We start from the raw sequence: 19,879 nt of genomic DNA, 5'->3' as shown, positions 1-19,879 counted from the left end.
AAGAACTGTTATATTCATTGAATGAAAATTACTTCGATGAAGAGAGTTTACATGCGCAGGTGCTGAATTCACTTTCGAGTGGGCGTGCTTTTCTTCGAAGTACGCGTATATGTATATGGTTTCGTAATAAAAAAAGACAGTCCGGGAAAGGACTGTCTTTGGAAGATTAACGTGAATAAAACTCAACGATAAGAGCTTCAGTAATCTCAGCAGGTAGCTCAGAACGTTCAGGGTAACGAGTGAATGTACCTTGAAGTGCTTCAGTATCAAACGTTACATATGCAGGAACGAAATTTGTTGCATCTAGAGCTTCCTTAATTACATCAAAGTTGCGTGATTTTTCACGAACAGCGATTGTTTGACCAGGCTTAACACGGAAAGATGGAATATCTACGCGCTTTCCATCAACAGTGATGTGACCGTGGTTTACCAATTGACGAGCAGCGCGACGAGTGCGAGCAAGACCCATACGGTAAACAACGTTATCAAGACGTGACTCAAGAAGAATCATGAAGTTTTCACCAACGATACCAGACATTTTACCAGCATCATCAAACGTGCGACGGAATTGACGCTCGTTTACTCCGTACATATGACGAAGCTTTTGCTTCTCTTGAAGTTGAACTCCGTATTCAGAAAGCTTCTTACGTTGATTTGGACCGTGTTGCCCTGGAGCATACGGACGTTTTGCTAATTCTTTACCAGTTCCGCTTAATGATACACCTAAGCGACGGGATAATTTCCAAGATGGACCTGTATAACGAGCCATAATTTGACTCCTCCTTGTTATTTTGTTGTTGCAAAATAACAACCGTTTGGCAATCCCTTAACATGAACATTTTGCCTTTATGCATCTTCGCTTCGACAGCTAGAAGTTACTCAATGCACCTCAGGTACTTTCAGCCGCAGACCGAGGAACAAAATGAAATCATATTAAATTTACCTTGGCTGTCTTATTTCACACGATTTTAATTATAGCTAGTTGAGTTTAAAATGTCAATAAACCCTCTCGTGAAATTTAGTTAATGCATTGCTAGATTTTAGGTTTTCTTGCTAATTTACCGTAGTAAATTAGCCTAGTTTCATATATACTAAACCGTATATATTAGTGGGAACTAAGTGGTGTCCATCAGGTTATTGGGCAACATGGTTATTTATAAATGTTAATAGAATAAATCGGTAAAATCTTGAGCATGAATGTGTTTGTATACAAATACGTATCCGTGTGTGGTGGTGCAAGTATGGATAATTTCTTCAAGGAAGAAGTAAAGAACAACCGGAAAAGTATAGAGTTATTAGACGTACTAGTCGCAAATGAGATTAATAGTCCGTCTTTATTTGAATCTGCACTTTTATTTTTAGCAACTGATAAAAAAACACTTGTGGTAAAAAAAATAGGGAAAAGTCATTCTTCACTGATGGACTCCTTTGACTATTTTCAAAATTCTTCTATAGATTCAACGCCCATACACTACAAAGGTTCCATTATTATCGCTTTACCCTGCATCAAAAGTATGGAGGATGGAGTAAAACTGTACCTTGGCGTAATTGTGCAAGACAATAAAGAAAAAATGGAAATATATCATAGTTACTTATCTGGACTTATTAACGGATTAGCTCAAGAACAGCAACTAAGAGAAGTGATACCTTACTTAATAGATGTTTCAGTAGGACGTGTGCTGGCTGAAGCTGGTTATGAAATGGAGTACCGGAAACTAGCATCTGCTTTTGTTCATTCTATAGCTGACGAGTATAAAGAAACCTGTGCGGCAGCTGTTTGTGAAAAAATTGATAACGAGTTTTTCGTGGTTTCTTCTTCTCAGGAAGTCATTTTACATAAAATGCCATTGGAAAATGTATTTTCAAATCCTAAAATGAACAGCCCTTACAGTACATATCATGGGACGCTATTTTTTGATTCATATCATTGGCACGCTATTCTCACTTTAAGTAACGATCAAGGTATATATGGTTGTATCATTTTAAGCTTTGAATCAGATGAACTAAAAGAACAAGCTTTACAAGGAATTAATAATTGGGCACAAGATCTTCTATCTTTATTTGCGAAGGGGTATTACCTAGAGAAACTTCTTAATGAAGGAAAAAGGCGAGACTTGCTTTTACAAGTTACAAAGAAGTTTCACTCAACAATGGATATAGGTGAAGTGTTGGGGGAGATTATTTATGCAATTGAACAAGTCTATCCATCTTTTAAAGTGAACCTGTTACTTTCTCACGAATGGGAAGTTAAAGAAGGCGTTCCAATTAAGCCACTTATGTATGGTTCAGAGAGCGGAAATCGTATTGCGGAGCATGCGTATTTAACAGGAGTAATCCAAATAGAACAAATTGATTTGAAAAATGAGGTTGTTCTATATGCTCCTTTAAGAGGCAAACAAGGTGTGTATGGCGTCATGGAAATTCAAGCGAGTTCAGATGTACGATTGCCTAAGCATGAAATTGATTTCATTGAAATGCTTGCAGATACAGGTGGGAATGCCTTAGAAAATGCGGAGTTGTATCAGCAATCAAGAAAATTAATTCATGATTTACAATTAATTAACCAGACGTCCCATCAACTTAATTTAAATTTACGTCTTGCTGATACAATTAATTTTATGACTAAGCAAATTAAGAATTCATTTGGCGCAGAGCAAGTTGGATTTATTATGTTCCTGTCAAACGGAGAATTTAATTTATTAGACGGTAGTACATCGTTTTTTACAAAGAATGAAACGTTGGAAGATTTAGCCCCATTTATCCGAAAAGTGAAACGAGAGAAAGATCCTATTTATATAGGTGATACAGAGCTTCGTGAAGAAATTAGTATTATGGGCTATCGTTCGATGTTGGCAGTTCCAATGATTCAAAGCAATGAATTAAAAGGACTTGTACTTGCCGCTCATTCTGAACCATATCACTTTACATTTGAAAGCTTCAAGCTGTTGCAATCATTAATTCACCATTCAACCTTAGCATTTACAAACTCAATGCTCCATGAAGAATTAAAGAAGCTTGTCATTACTGATCACTTAACTAGATTATATTCCCGTAACCATCTTGATGAGAAAATCCAAGAATCGATGTTCAAAGATGTAGAAGGAACATTTCTTTTACTTGATATTGATAATTTTAAATCAATTAATGACACCTATGGACATCAAGTTGGTGACGATATTATTATTCAAGTTGCAAATATTATGAAGAAAAACATTCGAGAAGAAGATATTGCTGCTCGTTGGGGCGGTGAAGAATTAGCTATTTATTTACCAAGGGTAGAAGTAGAGATTGGTTACCAAGTTGCCGAGCGAGTTGTTAAAGCTGTGGCTGTGGAAACAAGCCCTCGAGTGACAGTTTCATGTGGTGTGTCCTGTTGGCATAGTCAAGAGTTAGATAACTCCTCATCTAAGACGCTTTTTAATCTAGCAGACGAAGGCCTGTATGTTGCGAAAAGCACAGGGAAAAATCGTGCCATCTTACAACTAAAACCAAAAAACCAATGATAAATAAGGCTGACGATGTAAGCGTTAGCCTTATTTATCATTGGTTTTTAGCGAAGAACGGCGAAAAACAGCGAAGTAATACTTTTTTTGTAGGATGTTTTACAGGAATTGTCGAGCGATTTTTACAGGAACCAGAAACAAAGGAAAGAACAATATAATAAGGAAGATAAGAAAGGACAGGAGGAGATTCGTTTGAGTACACAAACAACGAAAGAAAAAATGCTCGAAGCGGCTGTTCACTTATTTCATACACAAGGCTACCATGGTACGTCTGTTCGTCATATTGCTGAAAAAGCTAAAGTGAATGTTGCTTTAGTTTCTTATCACTTTGGAGGAAAAAAGGGCCTTTTCGAACAGTTAATGACCCAATTTTTAGAAGGATATATGCACGTGATTTCAGCGGAACTTTCAAAAGAAAATACAGGCGCGAAAGAACGTTTACTTTCAATGTTACATGCTCTTTTAACTTATCAGCAAACCTACCATTATTTAGCTCGTATGGTTCATCGTGAAATGGCTCTAGATTCTGTGCTTGTCCGTGAAATCATGTCAACCTATCTTCGAAAAGAAAAGCATGATTTTGACCAACTCTTAAAACTCGGGATACGACGTGGTGAGTTTAGGAAGCAACAGCTTGATTTTGTCGTTATTCAATTAAGAAGCATGCTGACAATGCCTTATTTGTATCCGCAATATTTAAGAGAACTCTATCAGATGATTCCGACAGAGCCTTATTTCGTTAAAAGATATATGGAGCATCTTACAAGATGGGTTAACCTTTTCTTATGTGGAGAGGAGAATCAACCGACGCGGATGTTCGTTCCTATACGTTAAGGTTTTGAAAGAGACACTCCTTTGTGAAGCTTTGAAGCACCGGTCATAAGTGCACTCGATTGATGGGCGTCAGAACCATAGATAAGAGGTATCCCCATCTCGATTGCCTCCTGGATAATTTGCTTGTTTGGATAAGGTTCGCCACATAGCGGCTTTATCACTCCTGCTCCGTTGTAATCAATCGAGTAATTCTTTTCTTTTATAGCTGATAAAAGAATAGTAGTTTCCTGACGAAACGTATGCTGAGTCGGGAATTTTTTTTGGAATTTTTTCACTAAGGTAATATGTCCAATTCGATGGGGTTTATAGGGACCTAAATCTGCTTGAACTGATGCTTGAAGAGTTTCATAATAGCGAGTATAAACTGCTTCGATAGAACCAAGGGAAAGAACAGTTTCTTCAAAGACATCTGGACTATAATCGATGCATACATAGCGATCGTAGATTTTTAAAAAGTGAACAGATAAAATGCTGTCATCTAAAAAAGGACCTACTTTTTTTAGAAATGAGGTCGTCTCAAGTTCATATCCTTCGATATAATCTACTTCAAGGCCAATAAATATATCCAGCTTCCCTTGATAACTTTGTTTTATATCATTAAGCTCTTCTAAATATGGCTGTAAATCTTTTTGACTCATTGCGCTGTCTAGCTGGGGGGTTGGATCAATGAACCCCTCTGGTAATGGTGCATGCTCTGTAAACGAAATACTTTGGAGTCCGAGTGAAATTGCTTTTTCGCAATAATCTTTAAATGAGTCCTTACTGCCGTGAGGGCAAAATGGTGTATGGACGTGTCCATCGTGACTAATCATCAGAACGCTTCCTTTCAAATTAGATAAAAATTGCACGGCTACTGTTTAGTAAGTATGAAAAAATGAATACAAATGCTTTTTTTCATGGTATCATATTACATATCTAAAGCGTAGAAATGTGTACGATTTTGTAGGAAAAGAGAAAATTCACAATTTGCTCAAAAAAATATTGTAGTTGTCCCACTTTAACCGAAGTACATGCCATAGTAAACGACGAATCCCAATTCATTAAAGTTTTATAATTGATAAGGGGTAGGGAGTGAGAAGGGAGTCCTCACATGCAAAATTTAATTTATAGTGTCTTAGCAATTATTGCAATTGTATTTGTTGTTGGTATCTTCTTCCGGAGAAGAATTTATAAGGAAGTTGACCAACTTGAAGAATGGAAAAATGATATTCTTAACCGAGAGATTCCAAATGAAATTGGTAGAGTGAAAAGCTTACAAATGTCTGGCGAAACAGAAGAAAAGTTTGAATTATGGAGAAATGATTGGGATGAAATTGTAGGCGTTATCCTTCCTGACATTGAAGAGCAATTATTCGATATTGAGGAGCTTGCTAGCAAATATCGTTTTAATAAATCAAAACAGCTTATTTCTTTGACAAAGCAGAGGCTTGAAGGAATTGAAGAAAACTTGACATTGATGATTGAAGATATCGAACGTCTTGTCAATAGCGCGAATGAAAGTCGAATAGAGAGTGGGGGCGTTAGATCCCAACTCGAGGAACTTGAAACGTCATTGTTTCAAAAGCGTGCGGTTTTAGGAGGAAGCATCCTCACTTTTGATTCTAGATTCGAGGATCTTAAATCTCAAATTTCAACCTTTGATGAGTTAATGGGCGAAGGCAGTTATTTACAAGCGAAGGATTTGCTTGAGAGAATTAAGGTGAATCTTGATTTACTAACGATGCAATCTGAGAAAGTTCCAAAGCTTCTTGTTCAAATTTATACGACGATTCCTTCAGAGCTTTCAGATTTATCAGATGGAATTAGTGAAATGAAAGAATTAGGTTATTACTTAGAACCGTTTTCGCTTGAATCAAGAATGGAAATACTTGAAAAACAAATGAACCAGTTAGAAGAGTTAGCGATTGCTCTTGAATGTGAACAAGTTGAAGAGACGCTTTTAGCTATGACTGACCAAATTGAGAAAATTTACGAAGTATTAGAAACTGAGGCAAAAGCAAAGCAAGAAGTACTAGAGATTATACCTAGTTTAACAGAGACACTCATTAACACAGAAGAGCAATTAACTTTGCTTATTGATGAGACGTCCCATGTTCAACTTAGCTATCGAATTGCGGACGAAGAGTTAGCATTACAAGAAAAAATCCGTAAAAAACTTGGTGAGTTAGGTAAGCAGCTTCAAGTAATTGTTGATGTGACGGAAAAAGAAAACCAAACCTTTACATCTATTTTTGATATGGTGACAGAATGGAATGACGAAGTAAACCATTTGGCAACTGAAATTGAGCAAGGAAAGCTTAAACTTCAAGCATTACGTGAGGATGAATTACAGGCAAAAGAAACAATTGTTCAACTTCGCAGAGCAATGCTTGATAGTAAACGTTCTCTACAGCAAAGCAATATTCCGGGCTTACCGGACCGAATGATTGAGCAGTTACGAACTGGGGATAGAAAAATTATTGAAGCTGCTGAGCTGTTAGATTTAGTTCCTTTAGAGATGGGACGTGTGAATATTCTAGTTGCAGAAACCCTCACGATTATTCGTGATAATGAAGTGATGATTGAAGAAACGATAGAAAAAGCACGTCTTGCTGAACGTGTTATTCAATATGGGAATCGTTATCGGAGTCGGTCGCATGAAGTTCAGATTGGGTTACTACAAGCAGAACAGTTGTTTCGCGATTCTGAATATGACGAAGCGATTGAGTCGGCTGTACGTGCTGTTGAACCTTATGAGGAAAATATTGTCGAACGCGTTTCGTCGGCTCATATGATTTCATAAATAAGAAGTCCTGTTATCACAGATAATAGGCTTCTTATTTGTTTGTGATACATTTTATGCTAACATAAGTAAATGCAGTAAGAAGGGCAACTGATAAAGGATATACTTGCAGTAAGTAAAGGAGCTATAAATGATGATTTATCTTGATAATAGTGCGACGACACGTCCACATCAAGAAGTAATGAACACTTATATGAAAGTAGCAGATCAATATTTCGGGAATCCATCTTCTCTCCACACATTAGGTATGGAAGCAGAATCTTTACTAACAAAGGCTAGAATGATGATGGCAGAACACTTAGGAGTGAAAACAAAAGAAATTATTTTTACTTCTGGTGGAACCGAAGGCAACAATCTAGCCATCAAAGGAACCGCCCTCGGAAGAAGAGAACGAGGGAGGCATCTCATTACAACAGAAGTTGAGCATGCCTCATCCTATGAAACCTTTAAAGAATTAGAAAGCTATGGCTACCGTGTCACGTACCTCCCTGTTAACGAAGACGGAAGAATCAAGACAGCTGATGTTGAAAAAGCTATTGAATCAGATACAATTCTTATCTCAATTATACATGTGAATAATGAAACGGGGGTCATTCAACCCATTGAAGAGATAGGGGACATGCTTAGAAGTTACAAACATGTTCGTTTTCATGTTGATCATGTCCAAGGCGCAATAAAGGTACCTCTTTCGCTTTACGAGGCAAATGTTGACATGTGTTCTTTGTCAGCTCATAAGTTCCATGGAATGAAGGGAACAGGGCTTCTTTATGTAAAAGAAGGTGTTCCGTTGTTCCCCTTATTACATGGAGGTGACCAAGAGCAAAAGTTACGGGCAGGTACAGAGAATGTAGCAGGTGCGGTTGCACTTGCTAAAGCATACAGAATTGAAAGAGGACATGCGATAGAAGGTCTTGCACAGCTTAAACGACTTCGTAGTCAATTTTTAAAAGGATTAGAAGCACTTGAAGGTGTAATCGTCAACAGTCCTACCAAAGGAGTAGCGGACCATATTATCAATTTCTCGATTCCTTATACAAAACCTGAGGTCGTGATTCAATCGTTAGCAGCAAAACAAATTTATGTGTCCACTAAATCTGCTTGCTCGTCAAAGTTAGCTGAACCGAGTCGTGTATTACTTGCTATGGGTTTTAATGGAGAACGAGCAAGTTCAGCCATTCGCGTCAGCTTTTCTTTTCAAACAAAAGCTCAAGAAATTACGACAATTTTAAAAGAGCTCAAGCAGATTATTCCAACTATTACGCGAGTGAAACATTAGAGAAACCACTATTAAGTGCTTCGGAGGGTATATATAAATGAAATATAATCACATTTTAGTTCGTTTTGGAGAGCTTGCTTTAAAAGGGAAAAATAGATCCTATTTCGAAAAGCAACTTCTGCAAAATATGAAAACGACGTTAAAGGAATACTCAGCATTAACTTACAAAAGAACATATGGACGAATTATTGTTGAGTTGAATGGTCAAGATCATGATCCAGTTGTAAAGCAGCTAAAACACATATTTGGAATTCATTCTTTCAGCCTTGCGCTGAAAGTAGAGAATGACGTAGATGAAATGAAGAAGGGGGCTCTTGAAGTTCTAAAGTCCCACCCTACAGCTGTGCGTACCTTTAAAATCACAACAAAACGAGCATATAAGCCGTTTCCAATTGACTCTCAAAAATTAAATCATCATATTGGCGGGTATGTGTTAACGAATTCGGAAGATGTAACGGTGGATGTTCATCATCCAGATTTAGACATTAGAGTGGAAGTGCGTGAGACAGCAACGTATATTACATCTGGTGCTTATTCTGGTGCAGGAGGATTGCCCGTTGGAACAGGTGGTAAGGTGCTCTTGATGCTATCAGGTGGAATTGATAGCCCAGTAGCCGGATACCTAACCATGAAGCGAGGAGCAAGAATTGAAGCTATTCACTTCCATAGTCCTCCCTATACAAATGAACGTGCCAAGCAGAAAGTTATTGATTTAACAAAAATCTTAACAAAGTATGGATGTAATATAAACCTCCATTTAGTTCCGTTTACAGACATTCAACAGCATTTGCATAAGGAAGCCCCAAGCAATTACCAAATGACATTGATGCGAAGAATGATGTTGCGAATAAGCGAAAAAGTGGCAAATGAGCGTGGTATATTAGCGCTTGCCACTGGTGAGAGCCTAGGCCAGGTAGCTAGCCAAACCTTACATAGCATGAATACGATAAATGAAGTCACTAATTTACCGATTATTCGGCCGCTCGTAACAATGGATAAACTTGAAGTCATTGAAATTGCCCAAAAAATTGATACGTACGAAACTTCGATTTTGCCTTATGAGGATTGCTGTACAATTTTTTTACCGCCGGAATCAAAAACTAGACCTAAACGTGAACATGCAAATAAATATGAGAATAAATATTTGAAAGTCGAAGAATATATAGAGGATGCAGTAGCCCGTACAGAAACCATTTTAATCACAAGTAAATCTCAAACTAATGAAATTGACGATTTATTCTAAGTTTTCATGATATTACCAATATAATTCTTGCATGAATTCTTACCTCCTGAGTCATTCTAGTAGTACAGAAGGAGGTGAGACACATGGCAAGTAACAACAACAGCAACTCAAACCAATTGCTAGTACCTGGAGTACAACAAGCTTTGGATCAAATGAAGATTGAAATCGCTCAAGAGTTTGGTGTTCAACTTGGAGCTGATGCGACATCTCGTGCAAACGGGTCTGTCGGGGGAGAAATCACGAAGCGTCTAGTTCAGATGGCTGAACAACAAATGGGTGGTTTCCAACAACAATAATTATATAATATGGCTTAGGGGGGCGGTTATCCGTCCTCCTTCTTTTCGTTTACTTGCCTAAATTTGTTAAGATAGGAAGTAAGGATAAGTAATAGGAGGTTTAAAGAATATGGGGACACTTTGGTGGAATGGCACTTTTTTTACGATGAACGCAGAAAATGAAACAGTGGAAGCACTTTATGTTGAGGATGGAATAATAAAGGGGAGTGGAAAAAAAAGAAATCTTGAAAATACATATCCTATAAAGAAGCTAGTAGATGTACAGGGTGCATTTGTATATCCTGGGTTTGTGGATAGTCATCTACATATGATCGGTCATGGAGAAAAGTTAATTCGGCTTGATTTGTCGACAATGAATTCATCGGATGAAATGAAAAGAGAGCTTAAAGAATCAGTAGCCAAAACAGGTAAAGAAGAATGGGTACTTGGTGAGGGATGGAATGAAAATAATTTTTTTGATCGAAAACTATTTCATCGTGAAGAATTAGACGACATTGCCCCAAACCATCCAATGTTTTTGACGAGGATTTGTCGCCATGCGGCTCTAGTCAATAGCTCTGCACTGAAGATAGCTGGGATTACAAGGAACACTCCTAACCCTGAGGGTGGGCTAATTGTTAAAGATTTAAAAGGAGAACCGACAGGATATTTACTTGATGCAGCAATGGATTTAGTGAAATCAAAGATTCCAGCTGTCAGTCAAGCGTATGTGCAGCATGCACTTGAAAAGTCAGTAGATGATATGGTGCGACATGGACTTGTTGGTGGGCATACGGAGGATCTGCATTATTATAATGGTTTTATACAAACTCTTGATGCATTTAAGACTGTAATTGATGGCAAGAATCGAAAGTTCCGTGCACATTTGCTTGTTCATCATGAAGAAATTACACAAATGAAAAAAGAAGGCTACTCAATGGGCGACGTTACATCATGTATTGAATTAGGAGCAATGAAGATTTTTGCCGATGGAGCATTAGGGGGTAGGACAGCTTATTTAAGCTCACCTTATACAGATGACCCAAGTACTTCTGGTGTGGCTATGCATACGGTAAAACAACTCGAGAAGCTTATTCAGCAAGCCAGAGAAGTAGGGATGCCGGTTGCCATTCACGTGATTGGAGATGCCGCGTTAGAGATGGCTTTAGATGTGATTGAGGAAAATCCAGTAAAAAAAGGACGTGACAGGCTTATACACGTCCAAGTTGTTCGTGAGGACTTACTAGAAAGAATGCTTAACCTGCCACTCGTACTCGATATTCAACCGCGGTTTGTAGCTTCTGACTTCCCTTGGGTCCAGGAACGACTAGGTGAACAACGATTGCCTTATTCTTTTGCTTGGAAAACTTTATTAAATAAAGGTCTTCACTGTGCAGGTGGATCTGATGCTCCAATTGAGCCAGTAAATCCATTGCTTGGAATCCATGCAGCTGTGACACGTAAGAAACCTGGGGAACACATGTCTTACTTTTTAAAGCAATCCCTGACCATGTTCGAAGCAATTCAGTTATTTACATCAGGGAGTGCATGGGCAATTGGAAAGGAGAATAGAAGAGGGAAGCTTAAAGAAGGGTATGTCGCAGACTTTACCGTTCTTAATCAAAATTTATTTGAAGTTGAGCCGGATGAACTACTTCAGACAAAAGTAGTTATGACGGTTATTGATAATACGATTATGTATCAAAATTAAATCAATAAATTAATTTTAATATAAAAACTATTTAAACGATTAGCAACCGTCCCCCGTGCCGAACGCACCACTATTTAGTGGTGATTTAAAACCTTCGGTAGCTTCACTCATTGCTAACTGTCTATTCAAAAAGGAATGTATACCCTTTTTAAATAGACAGTTAAAGAAATTTTCTTTGCACTCTATGCCAAAATGAATTATTTTTGAGTTTTAAAACTTTGATGTGTTTGTCAGCGAGCTTAATTGTAAGCTGTTCAGCATGGCGAATACTAATGGCCTCATTATCTACACCAATAATGGGATGGTCATTTCCATCTTGAACAACTTTTAAAGTGAGTGTTCGCTGACTACTTAAGAGAAAGGAAGTACCTAATGTTCGGTATTCATTATTATTTAATGAGGCGATTTCACTTATTTGCATTGATGGTAGTAATGGGTCCACAATTGCACCACGAACAGATTTATTATACGCGGTGCTTCCTGTTGGTGTTGAGACAATCATTCCGTCACCTCGGAAGGTTTCAAACGCGATGTCATCAATGAAAACATCGATAACAAAGGTTTTAATTACGTTAGAACGAATGGAACATTCATTAAGACAATAGAAAGGTTTCTCTCCATCAATTGACACTTCAATGATCGGGTACTTTCTTACCTCAACCTCCGCATTTTGTACAGCGTGTATCATTTGTTCGGCATTTTCTGTTGTAAAATCGGTATAAAACCCCAATTGATCTGTGTTAATACCAATATATAGACAGTCGTCTCGGAAACCTGTTTTTCGTGTAGCTTGTAAAAATGCGTTATCTCCACCAATGCTTGCAATAATATGAGCATCTTTTGTATCGGTAACAATATGAAAACCATTAGCTTGAAGTAGAGAGGATATTGGTTGGACGATTTGTTCGAGTTCAGTCGTTTGTTTATAAGAAAAATAAATATTTTTGCGGTGAGGCATAGAATGTCATCCTTTCCCTGAGTGATTCTGTTTCAGATTTCATCTCACGTTTAAGTTGTTTCTATGTTATCATAACCCTTGTTTAGAAAAAACAACCAAGAAAGATAAAAGAGGAGTGGCGTCATGAGTAGGAAACGTTGGTTAGCTTTAATTGCAGCAGCGATGCTTGTGGTTGCATCGATTGCAGTAAATGCAGCAACAAGCTTTCTTTCATCTGATTTTGAGAGTGTATTTGGAGCCAGCGATCAAGACTGGAATGAACAAGTAGTCGACCAAGGCACTGAACTCACTGGTAATATTGCGCTTTTGGAAATAAACGGGGTCATTCAAGATACGGGAGATCAACTAGGACTATTCGCAACGGATGGGTATCGCCATCGATTGTTTCTTTCGCAAATTGACCATGCCGCAAAAGATCCAATGGTTAAAGGGATTATTATTCGGATCAATAGCCCAGGCGGTGGAGTGGTAGAAAGTGCAGAAATTTATGAGAAAGTTCTAGAAGCAAAGAGAGAATATAAAAAACCAATCTATGTCTCAATGGGAAGTATGGCTGCGTCGGGAGGATATTACATTGCAGCACCTGCTGATAAAATTGTGGCTAGTCCTCAAACAATAACTGGTTCTCTCGGTGTAATTATGGAGTCCATTAATTTTGCTGAATTGGCGGAAAACTATGGAGTGAAATTTAACACGATTAAAAGTGGTCCCTATAAGGACATTATGTCGCCATCACGAGAAATGACAGAAGGTGATCGAGCGATTTTACAGTCGTTAGTTGATGAGTCTTATGATGAATTTGTTCGCGTTATTGCGGAGGGACGTCAAATGTCTGAGCAAAAAGTTCGTCAATTAGCAGATGGTCGTATTTATAGTGGTCTCCAAGCAAAAGAGGTCAATTTAATTGATGAGCTAGGAAGTCTAGACGATACAATTAAGTTAATGAGAGACCAAATTGGTGGATACAATGTAGTAAGATTTGAGACCAATACAGGGTTATATAGTTTATTTTCAATGTCAGTCCAGAAATTATTTTCATCCGATCATGAACTTGTCGGTCTTGAAAAATTAATTTCAAATCATCGGTCGCCAACATTAAAGTATTTGTATGCTGAATAGGAAGGAGAACGGTAATGGAACAACAACGGTTGGCAAGGAACTCAAGGATTAGACCTTTGAATGGAAGGCTACCTCGTACTAATCATGAGGAAACGGGGACTCATGTTACAGGAGCCAATTATTTCGCTGGATTTTGGATGCGTTTTTGGGCATTTCTGTTAGACTTGATTATTGTATTCAGTTTAAATGGGTTATTGGTGTATCCTCTCCTACGGTTGGTAGGAATCGGTCAAGTAACATTCATTTTTCCGTTGGCTACATTGTTATCTGGAGTTGTATTTTTTCTTTATTTTGCTATTATGACGAAATATTATGGGCAAACTATTGGCAAAATGGTATTTGGCTTAAGAGTGGTAACAGTAGATGGTCAATTACTAAGTTGGCAACAAATCTTTTTTCGTGAAGGAATTGGACGCTTCTTGCACCAAGCATTTTTTCTGTTCTATGCCATTTATCTCACAGTAGCTTTTACTACAAAAAAACAAGGAATTCATGACATGATCTCAGATTCTTTTGTTATTTATGAACGTTAAAAAATAAACCTACCAAATTTTATTTGGTAGGTTTATTTTTTCCAATGTAGGAGAACCCTAGAAAGAACAAATGAAGAATGAGCTAAGAAAGAAAGGAAGGAAAACATGAATTGGTTTATTGTTGCTGGGCTACTTCTTTTATTATTTATACTATTTTTAATAACAAAAGTATCAATTGATGTCCAATATGAGCATAAACAAGACGATGACTTGCTTGAGGTAGTAGTTTACTTTTGGAAATTGCGTGTATATACGTTCTCAGCTCCATTAATACGCTTAGATTTTAATTCAGAATCAATCGTTGTTGATGAAGAACAAAACATTAGTGGAAACCGTGAAAAAGGAAGGAAAATCATAACGAAAGATTTAATAATACATGATTTACAGAAGCTTAACGAGTTTATTCAGCATGTTGCTGGTCTACATAAAATTGTCCGAAGATTCTTAGGAAGAATTAGTGTACATTTTTTAAAATGGAAGTCAGAGTTCGGGATTGGAGATGCGGCACATACAGGTCAGTTGATAGGAACGGTTTGGACTATTAAGGGATCAATTATAGGATTAATAGGTAATTATATGAAAATGAAACGTTTACCAGAAGTGGCAGTTACGCCTCATTTTCAAGAAGTAGTATCCCGTACGAAGTTTACTTGTATGTTATCCTTCCGAATCGGGCATGCTATCGTTGCAGGTCTTATGATTATAAAACACTGGAAAAAAAGACCGAAGCTTTTTCAACCGAAGCCGGTTGAAAAAACATCAAATGTCTAAAGGAGGAGTCAACCGTGTCAGAACATCCAATTCAAGGTTTAATGAAAACGGCCATGGAAAACTTAAAGGAAATGGTAGATGTCAATACAATTGTTGGGGATCCTGTAGAAACCCCAGATGGTAGTGTCATTATGCCGGTATCTAAAGTTGGTTTTGGCTTTGCGGCTGGTGGTAGCGAATTCGTGATGGAGCACGAGTCAAAGTCGGAAGATGAGCACCCTTTTGGTGGTGGTAGTGGGGGTGGTGTTTCTATTACACCAATCGCATTTTTAGTTGTAAATAGTCAAGGTGTCAATATGGTCCATCTTGATAGTAATACTCATCTTTATGAGAAGCTTCTTGACTTTGCTCCACAAGTCGTTGATAAGATTCAACAAATGATTGGAGCTAATTCTCAAAATCAAGGTGATGATCAGACGACAACATCAACTACGACATTTGAGCAAACGTCAGGTCAATCTCCATCTTAAGTTCGGAATAGGAAAACCCCTTTTTTCAGTAAAATGAAAAAAGGGTTTTTTTTAAGGTAAGGTTCTAAAGTGCTTCACAGAAGAAAAATGGGTGGATCCATGCTTTTCTTCAAAGATAATGTTCTTTACTTGAAAAGTTTCCGAAGATTCATGTATGATGAGTTTGTACATATTTTGGGAAAATGAGGGTGATACATAATGGCGTCTATTACATTTAAAGGTAATCCGGTTACTTTACTTGGAAATGAAGTTAAGGTAGGAGAGAAAGCTCCTGACTTTACTGTGCTTGCAAATGATTTGTCCAAAGTTACACTAGCTGATTCTAAAGGACAAGTTCGTTTAATCAGTGTTGTTCCTTCGATTGATACAGGAGTTTGTGACCAACAAACGCGTCGATTTAATGAAGAAGCGGCAGCTCTCGATAACACGAAGATACTAACTGTAAGTGTAGATTTACCATTCGCCCAAAAGCGTTGGTGTGCAGCGGCTGGAATTGAAAATGTTCAAACTGTTTCTGACCACCGTGATCTTTCGTTCGGGAAAGCCTTTGGTCTTGCTATTGAAGAACTTCGTTTATTAGCTCGCGCAGTATTTGTTATTGATTCGAATGATGTAGTTACTTATGCAGAATACGTATCAGAGGCAACTGAACATCCGAATTATGAAGCCGCTATTGAAGCAGCAAAAGCTGCAAAATAACTCTTTTTAAACCCGCTGCTTACACCGGCGGGTTTTTATATAGCTGATCCGGTAATTTCAACTGTGTATTCCGGGTAATATTTATAAAGCTCTAATTGTTTCAAGAAAAGCTAATTAGGTTTAGAATAGAAAGTGAAGGGTTAGAATGACAAGCATAAATAGTATGGATTAAGGGGATAAATATGATTAAAACCGATAATAAGATTGAAGATCTATTTAATTATTTGAATGAGAGCGCAACTCTTTTAGAAAAGGAAGGGTCGTATACATACTTAGAGGCTTTAGCCGAAGTAGGAGAAAATTTGTTTCAACAAGACGTTGTTCAACCTGTGCCAGAAGATGTAAAAGGACAACTTTCTCAGCAAATTGACAAAATTAAAATTGAAGAATACGAACCAGAATGGATACGGAAATCCTTTCAGCTTGCTGTGCTAAAAGGAATGAAAGAAGTGACACAATCTCATCATGCAATGACTCCGGATGCTGTCTGTCTATTTATGAGTTATTTAGTAAATAAGGTGACGTCGAATAAAAAAGAAGGATTCTCCCTTATTGATCTTGCTGCTGGTTCAGGTAATTTATTATCAGCTCTTTTAAACCAGTCTCCGAGTCCAATAAAGGGATATGGGTTTGAAGTTGACGAAACCTTGCTACATATTGCATTTGTTCATGCGAATTTGCAAAAAAATGAAGTTGAGCTCTTTCATAAAGATAGCATTCAACCGATTGAATTTCCTGAGGTTGATGTGATTGTAACGGACTTACCAGTTGGCTTTTATCCAAATGATGAAATCGCAAAATCCTTTTCACTTCGTTCAACTGAGGGTCATTCTTTTATTCATCATTTAATGATTGAGAAAGGAATTGAAAGAACAAAAGCGGGTGGTTTTTTGTTTTTTATTGTTCCGAACTTTTTATTTGAGAGTGATCAAGCCCCGGTGTTGCACGCATACCTAAAGGAGCATACGTGTATACACGGTCTTCTTCAATTACCAAAGACAATGTTCAAGTCAAAGCAGCAAGCAAAAAGTATCCTTATGCTACAAAAGAAAGGGAAGGATGTTCGCCAACCACAGCAGGCATTATTAGCAGAACTACCTTCGTTCAGTAATAAACCTGCTTTAGGCGATATGGTTCAACAAATTAATAAATGGTTCAAAGAAGAACTTGGTTTATTGTAGTCGTGAAAAGTTGATTCTTTTCATGGCTTTTTCTAATAGTTTTGGTTTAATTGTAGAACACTAATGTAAACCATTTCATTTCTGAAAATAAAGAATTCAAGAGAATGGAAGAGAAAAACTATGATTTTTCTTGAAAACTCAAACTTTAGATGCTTAAATGTAGAAGGTTAACAATTAGTATATGTTTAAAAAAAGGAGACTCAAGGAATGTCAAAAATAATCGCAATCAATGCGGGAAGCTCATCATTAAAATTTCAGCTTTTACATATGCCAGAGGAACATGTTGTTACAAAAGGACTTGTTGAAAGAATTGGTTTAGGTGAAAGTGTATTTTCTATTGAAGTGAATGGTGAAAAACAATCCGAAACATACGACATACCTGATCACTCATTTGCGGTTAAAATTTTACTTGATAAGCTAACAAGCTTACATATCATTCAATCTTTGAACGAAATTGATGGGATCGGCCATCGAGTTGTTCATGGTGGTGAAAAGTTTAATGATTCCGTCTTAATAAACGAAGAAGTGTTAAAGGCGCTGGAAGAAGTGTCTGAATTAGCACCACTGCACAATCCGGCAAACATTGTTGGAATTAAAGCATTTAAAAAAGTATTACCAAATGTTCCAGCTGTTGCGATTTTTGATACAGCCTTTCATCAAACGATGCCTGAAGCTTCCTTTCTTTATAGCTTACCTTACGAGTATTATAAAAAATTTGGGATCCGAAAATATGGATTTCACGGGACGTCTCATAAATATGTCTCTGAACGCGCTGCAGAGTTACTCGGTCGACCAATTGAACAGCTTAGGCTTTTGTCATGTCATCTTGGAAATGGTGCAAGTATCGCAGCCATTCAAGGTGGTGAGTCGATTGATACATCGATGGGATTTACTCCTCTAGCTGGTGTAACAATGGGGACGCGCTCAGGAAATATTGATCCTGCCTTAATTCCATACATAATGGAAAAGACGGGACAAGATGCCTATCAGGTTTTAGATACGTTAAATAAAAAAAGTGGCTTGCTGGGTGTATCGGGTTTTTCGAGTGACTTACGTGATATTGAAAGTGAAGCAAATCAAGGGAACGAACGTGCTGAGTTGGCGCTAGAAGTATTCACTTCCCGAATTCATAAATACATCGGTTCTTATGCCGCTCGTATGAGTGGAGTTGATGCGATTATATTTACAGCAGGGATTGGGGAAAATAGCGAGACAATACGTGCTCGAGTCTTAAGAGGGCTTGAATTTATGGGCGTTTATTGGGACCCGTCGTTAAATAAGGTTAGAGGAAAAGAAGCCTTTATTAATTATCCTCATTCACCAGTAAAGGTGATTATCATTCCGACAAATGAAGAGGTTATGCTAGCTCGTGACACGGTGAGACTTTCGCAGTAACCCTCACAGGCAGGCGTGAGAAGCTCTTTTTAAGATATTTAATGATAGGAGTGTGTAAAAAGGTCAATACCCTTTTAGCACACTCCATTTTGCTTTGTATAATGGAACAGGCTAAGATAAGACTAGGGATTGGTTGTTATGCATAGAAATAGAGAAAAACGAAGGAGAGGATGATGATGGTCTCTTTTCTAGATACGAATGAAGGGGATACAATCACCGATTTCTTTTTAATTCGTGACCGTGAGATTAAACGTGCTGCGAATGGTAGTGAGTATGCAAACTTTACGTTAGAAAAAAATATGGAATTGGTGCCTGCACGGTTATGGGATATTACCGCTGCTCAAAAACAACAATTTGAACAGAAGGCTGTTGTTAAAATTGAAGGAATCGTTACCCTGTATCGCAAGCAAAAACATGTAAATGTACAAAGAATTCGTTTATTAAATGATGAGGATGACGTTAAAATAACAGAGCTAATATCGCGAAAAGGTATCTCTCGTGAGGAGTTATGGCACGAACTTAGGATGCAAATGGAAGATGTTGAATCTCCACCTTTAAAAGAGATAATTAAACGCTTGTTTAGTCAACGTCTTATTCGTGATAAAATAACAATGCTACCTGCCTCAAAAGTTTATCATCATGCTTATTATGCAGGGCTGCTTGAGCATATTGTTCATGTGACTCAAAGTGCGTATCAATTGCTTCCTCTTTATCCAGATTTAAATCGAAACATTGTGTTAGCTACATGCATTCTTCATGAAATCGGAAAGGTAAAAGCATTATCGGATCCGGTTGCTCCTGAATATACTTCAAATGGAGAGTTTTTAGGCCATACGGTGCTATCTATTGAAATGATTAATGAAGTAGCACGTGAAGCAGGAATCTCAAGTGACGATGAAGAAGTTGTTGCATTAAAGCATTGTATTCTTAGTCAGGCTTATGAAACACAATCTGTTGCACCTAAAACAGCAGAAGCAGTATTCTTTTATCATCTCAAGCAACTAAATATACAGCTTAACAACTTAAATGTCTTAGCCGAACAGTCTCAGGAAAGTTGGATGTACTCTCCGATGTTTAAACGAAAGATGTACATTCAAAAGAAGGATTAAGAACGAATAGAAGGTGATTG

General features: G+C 37.6%; 18 protein-coding genes. 15 read left to right on the top strand and 3 right to left on the bottom strand.

The genetic code is table 11. The annotated features are described in order from the left end of the window. Positions 1-166: 166 nt before the first annotated feature. Positions 167-769, bottom strand: a complete 603-nt coding sequence (gene rpsD, locus CEF19_RS05330) for a 30S ribosomal protein S4 (RefSeq protein ID WP_100405126.1) — start codon at positions 767-769, stop codon at positions 167-169. A gap of 472 nt (positions 770-1,241) precedes the next feature. Between rpsD and CEF19_RS05325 the strand changes: the two genes are divergently transcribed. After that, positions 1,242-3,503 (top strand): sensor domain-containing diguanylate cyclase, encoded by a 2,262-nt coding sequence (locus CEF19_RS05325; protein WP_227521918.1) that lies wholly within the window; start codon positions 1,242-1,244, stop codon positions 3,501-3,503. 192 nt (positions 3,504-3,695) lie between these two features. Continuing rightward, positions 3,696-4,337, top strand: coding sequence for a forespore capture DNA-binding protein RefZ (refZ, locus tag CEF19_RS05320; RefSeq protein ID WP_100405125.1), 642 nt, complete (start codon positions 3,696-3,698; stop codon positions 4,335-4,337). Here the strand turns inward: refZ and hisJ are convergent. Next, the gene (gene hisJ, locus CEF19_RS05315) at positions 4,334-5,149 is read right to left on the bottom strand and encodes a histidinol-phosphatase HisJ (protein WP_198510240.1); all 816 of its coding nucleotides are present in this window, start codon (positions 5,147-5,149) and stop codon (positions 4,334-4,336) included. The genes refZ and hisJ overlap by 4 nt on opposite strands. 278 nt (positions 5,150-5,427) lie before the next feature. On the opposite strand from hisJ, the gene ezrA reads away from it, so the two are divergent. The 5 genes from ezrA to CEF19_RS05290 all read left to right on the top strand — a co-directional run bounded on the left by ezrA (position 5,428) and on the right by CEF19_RS05290 (position 11,624). Further along, positions 5,428-7,119, top strand: a complete 1,692-nt coding sequence (gene ezrA / locus CEF19_RS05310) for a septation ring formation regulator EzrA (protein WP_100405124.1) — start codon at positions 5,428-5,430, stop codon at positions 7,117-7,119. A gap of 130 nt (positions 7,120-7,249) precedes the next feature. Further along, a complete protein-coding gene (locus CEF19_RS05305; RefSeq protein ID WP_319830069.1) occupies positions 7,250-8,395 on the top strand; it encodes a cysteine desulfurase family protein in 1,146 nt (381 codons plus the stop codon). Positions 8,396-8,432: 37 nt separating this feature from the next. After that, entirely contained in the window at positions 8,433-9,638 is a 1,206-nt protein-coding gene (gene thiI / locus CEF19_RS05300; RefSeq protein WP_100405122.1) for a tRNA uracil 4-sulfurtransferase ThiI, read from the top strand. A gap of 83 nt (positions 9,639-9,721) precedes the next feature. Next, a complete protein-coding gene (locus tag CEF19_RS05295) occupies positions 9,722-9,934 on the top strand; it encodes an alpha/beta-type small acid-soluble spore protein (protein WP_100405121.1) in 213 nt (70 codons plus the stop codon). A 109-nt stretch (positions 9,935-10,043) separates the two neighbouring features. Then, positions 10,044-11,624, top strand: a complete 1,581-nt coding sequence (locus tag CEF19_RS05290) for an amidohydrolase (RefSeq protein WP_100405120.1) — start codon at positions 10,044-10,046, stop codon at positions 11,622-11,624. A 160-nt stretch (positions 11,625-11,784) separates the two neighbouring features. On the opposite strand, the gene CEF19_RS05285 is transcribed toward CEF19_RS05290, so the two are convergent. Then, the gene (locus tag CEF19_RS05285) at positions 11,785-12,582 is read right to left on the bottom strand and encodes an NAD kinase (RefSeq protein ID WP_100405119.1); all 798 of its coding nucleotides are present in this window, start codon (positions 12,580-12,582) and stop codon (positions 11,785-11,787) included. A 123-nt stretch (positions 12,583-12,705) separates the two neighbouring features. Here CEF19_RS05285 and sppA point away from each other — a divergent pair, with 123 nt between their 5' ends. The 8 genes from sppA (at position 12,706) to CEF19_RS05245 (ending at position 19,859) form a co-directional block, all read left to right on the top strand. Further along, on the top strand, positions 12,706-13,701 hold the full coding sequence (sppA, locus tag CEF19_RS05280; RefSeq protein WP_100405118.1) for a signal peptide peptidase SppA: 996 nt from the start codon (positions 12,706-12,708) through the stop codon (positions 13,699-13,701). 14 nt (positions 13,702-13,715) lie between these two features. Beyond that, positions 13,716-14,234, top strand: coding sequence for an RDD family protein (locus CEF19_RS05275; protein WP_100405117.1), 519 nt, complete (start codon positions 13,716-13,718; stop codon positions 14,232-14,234). Between the two features lie 105 nt (positions 14,235-14,339). Next, positions 14,340-15,005 (top strand): DUF2953 domain-containing protein, encoded by a 666-nt coding sequence (locus CEF19_RS05270; protein WP_100405116.1) that lies wholly within the window; start codon positions 14,340-14,342, stop codon positions 15,003-15,005. Between the two features lie 14 nt (positions 15,006-15,019). Further along, positions 15,020-15,475 (top strand): GerW family sporulation protein, encoded by a 456-nt coding sequence (gene ytfJ, locus CEF19_RS05265; RefSeq protein WP_100405115.1) that lies wholly within the window; start codon positions 15,020-15,022, stop codon positions 15,473-15,475. A 198-nt stretch (positions 15,476-15,673) separates the two neighbouring features. Continuing rightward, the gene (gene tpx, locus CEF19_RS05260; protein ID WP_100405114.1) at positions 15,674-16,174 is read left to right on the top strand and encodes a thiol peroxidase; all 501 of its coding nucleotides are present in this window, start codon (positions 15,674-15,676) and stop codon (positions 16,172-16,174) included. A 182-nt stretch (positions 16,175-16,356) separates the two neighbouring features. After that, a complete protein-coding gene (locus CEF19_RS05255; RefSeq protein ID WP_100405113.1) occupies positions 16,357-17,355 on the top strand; it encodes a class I SAM-dependent methyltransferase in 999 nt (332 codons plus the stop codon). A 207-nt stretch (positions 17,356-17,562) separates the two neighbouring features. Next, positions 17,563-18,750: an acetate kinase gene (locus CEF19_RS05250; protein WP_100405112.1), complete on the top strand. Its 1,188-nt coding sequence runs from the start codon at positions 17,563-17,565 to the stop codon at positions 18,748-18,750. A gap of 173 nt (positions 18,751-18,923) precedes the next feature. After that, a complete protein-coding gene (locus CEF19_RS05245) occupies positions 18,924-19,859 on the top strand; it encodes an HD domain-containing protein (protein ID WP_227521917.1) in 936 nt (311 codons plus the stop codon). Positions 19,860-19,879 lie beyond the last annotated feature (20 nt).

Origin of the sequence: Bacillus solitudinis (assembly GCF_002797395.1) — a bacterium.
Classification (GTDB): Bacteria; Bacillota; Bacilli; order Bacillales; family Bacillaceae_D; genus Halalkalibacter_A; species Halalkalibacter_A solitudinis.
Note: the sequence above shows the minus strand (reverse complement) of the source record. Positions and strands in the feature narration are given on the sequence as shown.

Coding starts and splice junctions, on each gene's coding strand:
- rpsD (WP_100405126.1), bottom strand. CDS start 769: ATGGCTCGTTATACAGGTCCATCTTGGAAATTATCCCGTCGCTTAGGT.
- CEF19_RS05325 (WP_227521918.1), top strand. CDS start 1,242: ATGGATAATTTCTTCAAGGAAGAAGTAAAGAACAACCGGAAAAGTATA.
- hisJ (WP_198510240.1), bottom strand. CDS start 5,149: ATGATTAGTCACGATGGACACGTCCATACACCATTTTGCCCTCACGGC.
- ezrA (WP_100405124.1), top strand. CDS start 5,428: ATGCAAAATTTAATTTATAGTGTCTTAGCAATTATTGCAATTGTATTT.
- CEF19_RS05305 (WP_319830069.1), top strand. CDS start 7,250: ATGATGATTTATCTTGATAATAGTGCGACGACACGTCCACATCAAGAA.
- thiI (WP_100405122.1), top strand. CDS start 8,433: ATGAAATATAATCACATTTTAGTTCGTTTTGGAGAGCTTGCTTTAAAA.
- CEF19_RS05295 (WP_100405121.1), top strand. CDS start 9,722: ATGGCAAGTAACAACAACAGCAACTCAAACCAATTGCTAGTACCTGGA.
- CEF19_RS05290 (WP_100405120.1), top strand. CDS start 10,044: ATGGGGACACTTTGGTGGAATGGCACTTTTTTTACGATGAACGCAGAA.
- CEF19_RS05285 (WP_100405119.1), bottom strand. CDS start 12,582: ATGCCTCACCGCAAAAATATTTATTTTTCTTATAAACAAACGACTGAA.
- sppA (WP_100405118.1), top strand. CDS start 12,706: ATGAGTAGGAAACGTTGGTTAGCTTTAATTGCAGCAGCGATGCTTGTG.
- CEF19_RS05275 (WP_100405117.1), top strand. CDS start 13,716: ATGGAACAACAACGGTTGGCAAGGAACTCAAGGATTAGACCTTTGAAT.
- CEF19_RS05270 (WP_100405116.1), top strand. CDS start 14,340: ATGAATTGGTTTATTGTTGCTGGGCTACTTCTTTTATTATTTATACTA.
- tpx (WP_100405114.1), top strand. CDS start 15,674: ATGGCGTCTATTACATTTAAAGGTAATCCGGTTACTTTACTTGGAAAT.
- CEF19_RS05255 (WP_100405113.1), top strand. CDS start 16,357: ATGATTAAAACCGATAATAAGATTGAAGATCTATTTAATTATTTGAAT.
- CEF19_RS05250 (WP_100405112.1), top strand. CDS start 17,563: ATGTCAAAAATAATCGCAATCAATGCGGGAAGCTCATCATTAAAATTT.
- CEF19_RS05245 (WP_227521917.1), top strand. CDS start 18,924: ATGATGGTCTCTTTTCTAGATACGAATGAAGGGGATACAATCACCGAT.